At 53.2% G+C, this 6,428-nt stretch carries 2 protein-coding genes; both read right to left on the bottom strand.

All coding sequences use genetic code 11. The annotated features are described in order from the left end of the window. Positions 1 to 840: 840 nt before the first annotated feature. Positions 841 to 5,541 (bottom strand): beta-galactosidase domain 4-containing protein, encoded by a 4,701-nt coding sequence (locus KWG61_RS15650; protein WP_242744580.1) that lies wholly within the window; start codon positions 5,539 to 5,541, stop codon positions 841 to 843. An 11-nt stretch (positions 5,542 to 5,552) separates the two neighbouring features. Beyond that, positions 5,553 to 6,428, bottom strand: a complete 876-nt coding sequence (locus KWG61_RS15645) for a LamG domain-containing protein (protein WP_242744579.1) — start codon at positions 6,426 to 6,428, stop codon at positions 5,553 to 5,555.

Raw genomic sequence — 6,428 nt, 5'->3', positions numbered from 1 at the left:
CTCCTTTACTTTTCTTTTCATGTGCCGCCCGCAGGGCCTGGAGAGCTTTCTGCAAACGGTTACATGGTTATCCCCATGGTAGTCTTCTTCAGGGAATGTTGGCAAGATTGGGAGCATGGAATTTTGTTTTTACTTTAAAATTTTCAATGAATTTACTTGTTTTTTACTAAATGAACAGCGTTCATTTTTGTTGAAGTAACACGAATAGGTTGATATTGGAAGGTACATTCCCTTATTTAAGGAAAACACGCCCTGTTTGTACTTTTTATGAGGGTGTCAAAACAGGTAACCGATTATTCCAATGGTATTTAATGATCCAAAGTTTAACTTAGTTTTACCTTCGATTTTCCTGGTTTTTGTCAGGCCAAAATACTCGGCAGCACCGATGCGGTAAAAGCTGGCGGGACGAAAAATCAGTCCGAACAAAACGCGAAACCATAGAAAAAGCTGTCGGAAGCGTGATGTCTTCCGACAGCTTTTTGCCCGTATGGTAGAAGGACATCCTTTAAAAGAAGGTCCAGTTTGTTCGTTTGGTGTGCATCCAAAGAGATGCAGGTGAAAATCCGCAGGGGATTTTGCGCTCTGTCTAAAGACGAAGAAGAAGTCCCGCTAGCCGATTCGATGCGTTTTCCTTCCGTTTTGCCCGACTGAAGGGAGCTGTGGAAATCGTATGCGTGAGGATTTGTTTCGTCTGGCCATCTGGAAGAATCGTCCGTCCCGCTTCCGGTTTGCCCTCCAAAAGCGGTCCGGGACGATTTATGGTTGTGAATCAGACAGTGTGTAAAACAGAGTGTAAAGAAGAGGTGCGCAAGACAGTTTCAGACTGTGCCAGCCCGTCTCTTATTTTGGAAGCGCGGAGCTTTTTGGCGTCTTGCGCAGCGCCAGCATCGCCTGGTTGAGTGCGGCGGCTTTGGCGTTGACCTCAGCCTGGCTGACCGGTTTGGCCAGTTCGCCTTCAGCAGCGGCTTTGGCGCTGGCAAAGGCGGCTTTGCCGGTTTCGCCAAATTCAGCAAGGTTCAGTTTGCCGGCCTTGTCGCAGGCAGCTTCCAGAAGCGTCGTGTCGATTTCTTGGCCTGGATCTGGTTCTTCGGCTTCTTCAAGTCCGGCATAAGCGGCTTCAAGAGCGGCCTGAAGATCGGCTGCGTTTTTCGCGGTCGAATATTTACCGTTGATGCCCGCCGCATTCATCATTGCAGCATTGAATGCGTTCCAGGAGTCTTCGGTGTAATCTTCCGCTTTCAGCTCCTTGTTCATCATTTCTACAAACTTCGCTACAAGCGCCGTGCGGGCGGCTGCTGGATCTTCAGCAAAGTTCATCCACAGAACGACGGTTTCATCATTCGGGAGATAGCTTGCCCGGCCTTCCGTCAGGGCTTTTACTTCGCCTGCATCCAGAGCGTCTGCGAGAACGGCGACATTCGAGATGGTCATCTGCGACGTACGCAGCGGCTTATCGGACATGAAGCCAAGTTCGAGAGCTTTGTTCGAAGCGGCCGGTCCGGCTGCGGCTTCGAGTTCCGCTTTCTCGCCAGTGACTTTTTCACCGTCGATATACATCGTGAACGTATCCTGATCGCTGTCATATACGGCGGTGATGTCGTGGAAGGCGCCGAAGAACGACGTTTCATCCTTGATATTCTGCGTACCGATTTCCACCCACTCATTGGTGCCGTTCATCTTCAGGTAGGCCTCGACCGTAACGCGTCCGTCTTTGTGGGTAAGAACACGCATGGCGAAGGAGTCATCGCCCAGAGAAACGATCGTGCTGTACTTGTCGTTGTATTCCCAGGAGCCTTCGGTTGTGCTCTTAATGGATTCCGGAACGAATACGCGCGAGCTGACGGTGAAGCTGTTTCCGCTGGTAATCGCATTCGTTACCTTTCGATCCGGGTCATTCAGACTCATGGAGCCCTTCATGCCGGATTCGGCGTAGTCGCCTTCGCTGTTGGAGACGATTTCGGCTGTATCCGGAAGCGGTGTGTTCAGTCCGTTCGGGCTGAGGTCTTTAATGATGACGGTTTCGCTTACGGTTACGGTCTTTGTAGCCGTAAGTGCAGCATTGCCGTTGACTTTGGCGCTGATCGTAATTTCGGTCGCATCCGCAACCCCTTCAGCAACCGTCAGAATCGCGTTTTTCGGATCGCTGACATCGGCCAGGATCGAAACGCCTTCGATGGCCTGTCCCTTGGCATCGGCTGCCTTCCATTCTACGGAAGTGACGTTGGCACCGGCAGGGTCGGTAGCGAGCGTCAGTGCCAGGGTGTTATTGGTCTTGACCACATCGGCACCGCTGATCGAAACGCTCTTAATGACTTTAACGAGGGCTTTGATGGCTGCATCGAGATCGTCGTACGCTTTATCCACATTGGCTTTGGTGACGTACTTCTCATTCAGTGCCTCTGCAGCAGCTTTTGCGGTTTCAAAAGCGGTCCAGGAGCCGGCATCGTAATTGTCTTCAACGAGAGCATCGGCGTCTTTAAGCAGAGCGTCGAGATCCGTGCGGTCTGCGCCGGAGAAGTCGAGCCAGAAGGCGACATCGGCATCTCTCAGTGTGGAAGTACCGGCGCTCATGGCTTTGAGCTCATCGGCGCTCAGCGCTTTGGTCAGCACTTTGACGTTGGAGAAGCCCATCTGCGATTTGCGGTATTCCTTGTCGGACATGTAGCCGATATTTGGCGTCAGAGCCTGGCTTGCGGCAATCGCATCGGGTACATCGGTGGCTCCGTTGGCGACTCCGTCGACGTAAATGGTCAGCGTCTTTGCCGTCTGGTCGTAGACCGCGGAGATTTCATGCCAGCCGTCGAAGAAATCATCCGGCAGAGCGGAGCTGGTTGCCTGTTTCCACTTGTTATTGACGTCTTTGACGTACGCGTCGATATGGGCATTGCCTTCGACATCGTGATTTTTGTAAATACGGTAAGCGAAGCAGTTGTCGCCCAGCGAGAAGATCACGTTGTGCTTTTCGTTGTGGCCGTCCATGACTTCCCATGTACCTGTTACCTTATCGTTAACGGATGCTGGCACATACATCCAGGAGCTGACGGTGAAGCTGCCGCCGGTAATGGCGCCTTTGATCTTGTTTTCGGGATCGTTGACGTCCATGCCGCCGTACATTACCGGCTGTCCGCCTGCATCGCCGATTTCCGCGGTGCCGTTGAGCGGCGTATCCAGATCGTTTGGACCGAGGTCGTTGATAGCCTGACCCAGTTTCTGGTTGACGGTCACTTCAAATGTGGCCGAAACATTCGTTCCGTTGATATTGGATGCCTTAACGGTATAGGTACCCTTGGCCAGAGAAGCCACGGTAATCAGCTGTGCAGAAGCGCCGGTTCCGGAAACGAGCGCATTATCGACTTCGTTTCCACTGGCATCTGCAATGCTCCAGTCTGCACTCACAATCTCAAGATCGGCCGGGGTTGCCGAGAGCGTGAAGCTGACGGTATCGCCGGCTGTGATGGTCGTTTTGTCTGCGGTAATCGTGGCGCTTTCGACAACTTTCGCGGCTTTCTGCTTCCAGTTGTCCATATCGAGCCAGAGCTCAGTATCTTCGGAAGCGGCTGTCTTCGCTGCAAGCGCAGTCGGATCAATGGCGCTCGAGAAAATCTTCATGGACTTGAAGCTGTACATACCGGTTCGTCCGTTGCCCAGGTCTGCACCCAGAGCTAAGGCAACGCCCGATCCGCTTGGGTGGGTGCCTGCGCTCAGCGATACCTGACCGCGCTGCTGGCCGTCGGCGTAGAAGACGAGCTTGCTGTTTTCGGCATCAAAGACAGCCAGGTAGGTATGTTCATTGCCCAGGAAGTTTGTTTTTTCTTCCTCAGTCAGGTTCTTATATTCGGTCGTTTTCCAGCTGCTGCCCGCTTTGGTATGGAACGAGTAGTCGTAGCTGTTTCCGGACTGGTCGGTACGGATTTCGAACGTCTCGTCGCCTTTGGCGGCCAGAATGTTGTACTGCTTCGTGCCGGTAGGGGTCGCTTCAATTGCGATCGACCAGGAATTTCCGCTTTCGAGCACATCATCGAGAACATCGCCATGACCGATGGTCACGTAGCCGCTCATATTGATGTCTTCGCCGTTTTTAAGCAGATTTGCGGTGGCTTCGAGATCGACATCGAGCTTGTTTGCCGATTTGTCTTCGATGTAGGCAGTTTTTCCCTGGAGCGCTTCAAGTTCTGGAATATAGGCTTCCATCTTGGCAATGCGGTCGCTGCCTTCCGGGCAGACAATGGCTTTCTGCGCATCCGGCATCGTCTTGAGAATATCGATCAGTTCTTTGGCTTCTTCCATCTGGCTGTAGGAATACGGCAGGAAGGAGTCGACCATTTCGATCAGTTCGGCTGCGCGTTCCTTGTCGTATTCGGTCCGGTCAAAGGAATCTACGGTACGGAATTCGGAAGCCTTGTCGGTCAGCGACTGCTCTTTCATTTCGCTGCCTTCAACGGGCAGAATGGTGAATTCCCACTCGTATGCCTTATCGTTGTACAGCTGGTACTGGCTTAACGTATCCGGTCCGCAGGTGGCACCGCCGGTTCCGCGGCTGCCGTAGTTGACGCCAACCATGGTTTCCTTGCGCGGGTTAAGGCCGTATGGGTGATTGGTGGAGTTCAGATCATCCGGTGTGAAGTGCAGGGCCTGCATTTCCAGCGGAGTGGTTGCTACAACGAGCAGGGTGTTCTTGCCGTCTCCGGAAAGGGCCATCCAGTTCGTGTCGGTCATCGTACCGGTGTCATCGACTTTCAGGTACGGGTAGAACAGTTCGCCTACCGTCGAAGAGTAAATGCCCTGACGGCCGAACGTCTTGCGGTCGGAGAGAGATTCTACCGGTCCGTTTCCGTACCATTTGACATCTTCGTAGCCTTCGGTAGTCGTCATCAGCGAACCGATGCGCAGGAAGCTGCCCATGCCGCTGCTAGTCGCATCGACTTTCATGCCGATCCTGACGGCGCCGTCGCCCAGGATGGTGTACGTCATGTCGACTTTCGTATTGCCGGCCTGCGGCAGGGTGAGGTTCGCGGTGATGACGTCGTTATTATCGTCGTCTTTGGAGGCGGTGATGGATTCTACATGGAGTTCGTCATCAGCTTTGGACCAGTTCCAGTCGAAATTGTTCTTATCGTTTTCGAACGTTCCGCGCCAGAAGTTTGGCGTCGGGCCGGTTTCGAGCATCTTTTCGCCTTTGAAGGTGTAGTCGCTGATGATGCCGGTCGTCTTGTCGATCTGGAAGGAGTAATCCTTGCCGGCTACGGTGTACAGATCATTGGTACTTGTGATCGTGGCGGTATCTGCCGACGTATAGGTCTTCTGGCCGACTGGAGCCGGAATGGCGATCTGATCCCAGCAGAGATCAAAGCCTTTATCGGCCCATTTTTCATCGGATTTCGTTCTTACGTAGAGAGTCAGATAGTAGTCGGCGCCGTCTTTGAGCGTTTCGGGCATCTTGAACGGAACAGAGATGGTTCCCGTTGTCTGCGGTTTTACATCGATGTTTTGTACGGTTCCCGTATCCACAACGATACCGTTTTCGAGAACTTCCCAGATCACGTCGTATTTGTTCAGGTTAGTGAAGCTGGATTCGTTATAGACGTTGACTTTTTCGCGTCGAGATCTTCGATTTCCGCGCTGAACCAGTAGTTCTTGTACTGATTCTTGACTTCCATCAGCTCCGGCTGCGGGTTGCGGTCCGGTGAAATGAGGCCGTTTTCGCAGAACGAGTTGTCGTTTGGACGATCGCCCCAGTCGCCGCCGTAGCCGTAGAATTTGCCTTTGATTTCGTCCTTGTACAGGTTCGTACCGCTCTTCTGGCCGGCATCGGTGGCGTAGTAATCCCAGGCATCGACTGCGCCTTCGCCATGCGTATCCGCGGTATCGGCCCAGAAGAGAACGGAAGCGTCATCGGACTTGATGGCTGGATTCGCCGAATTCTGTCCGGCAATTTCGTCGGCGCTCAGAGCCTTGTTATAAATGCGGCCCATGGCGACTTCACCGTTGAAGTAGCGGCCTTTGACGGTATCCGCGCCGACCTGGATCGCGTGCTCCTGCAGCTCGATGTTTGTGGCAATGGAACCTTCCTTGAGCAGGACGCCGTCCGCGTAAATTTTCGCCGTGCCGTTATCATACGTAGCGGCAATCTGATGCCAGTTGTTATTCCAGTTGGCTGGTACGTCGCACTGGATGCCGGACCAGCTGTTTCCGCTCTTGACGAAGAATTCCAGCTTGCCCGAGCCGTTCATTTTCAGCGTCGTCTGATCGTCGCCCTTGGACAGGAAGACATCATCGTTGACGGTGGCATACGGCTTAACGATCGCTTCAAGCGTAAACGCCTTGCCGGAGCCGGAAAGTGCGCTGCCGACTTTGCCGTCCGTATCCGGATAGGAGAGGTAGCCGTTTAAAGACTGGGTGACATTGAATGTTCCAGCCGGTGTTTCCAA

The sequence above is a fragment of the Allobaculum sp. Allo2 genome, assembly GCF_022701175.1.
Lineage (GTDB): Bacteria > Bacillota_I > Bacilli_A > Erysipelotrichales > Erysipelotrichaceae > Allobaculum > Allobaculum fili.
This window is presented reverse-complemented; position numbering and strand designations above follow the sequence as displayed.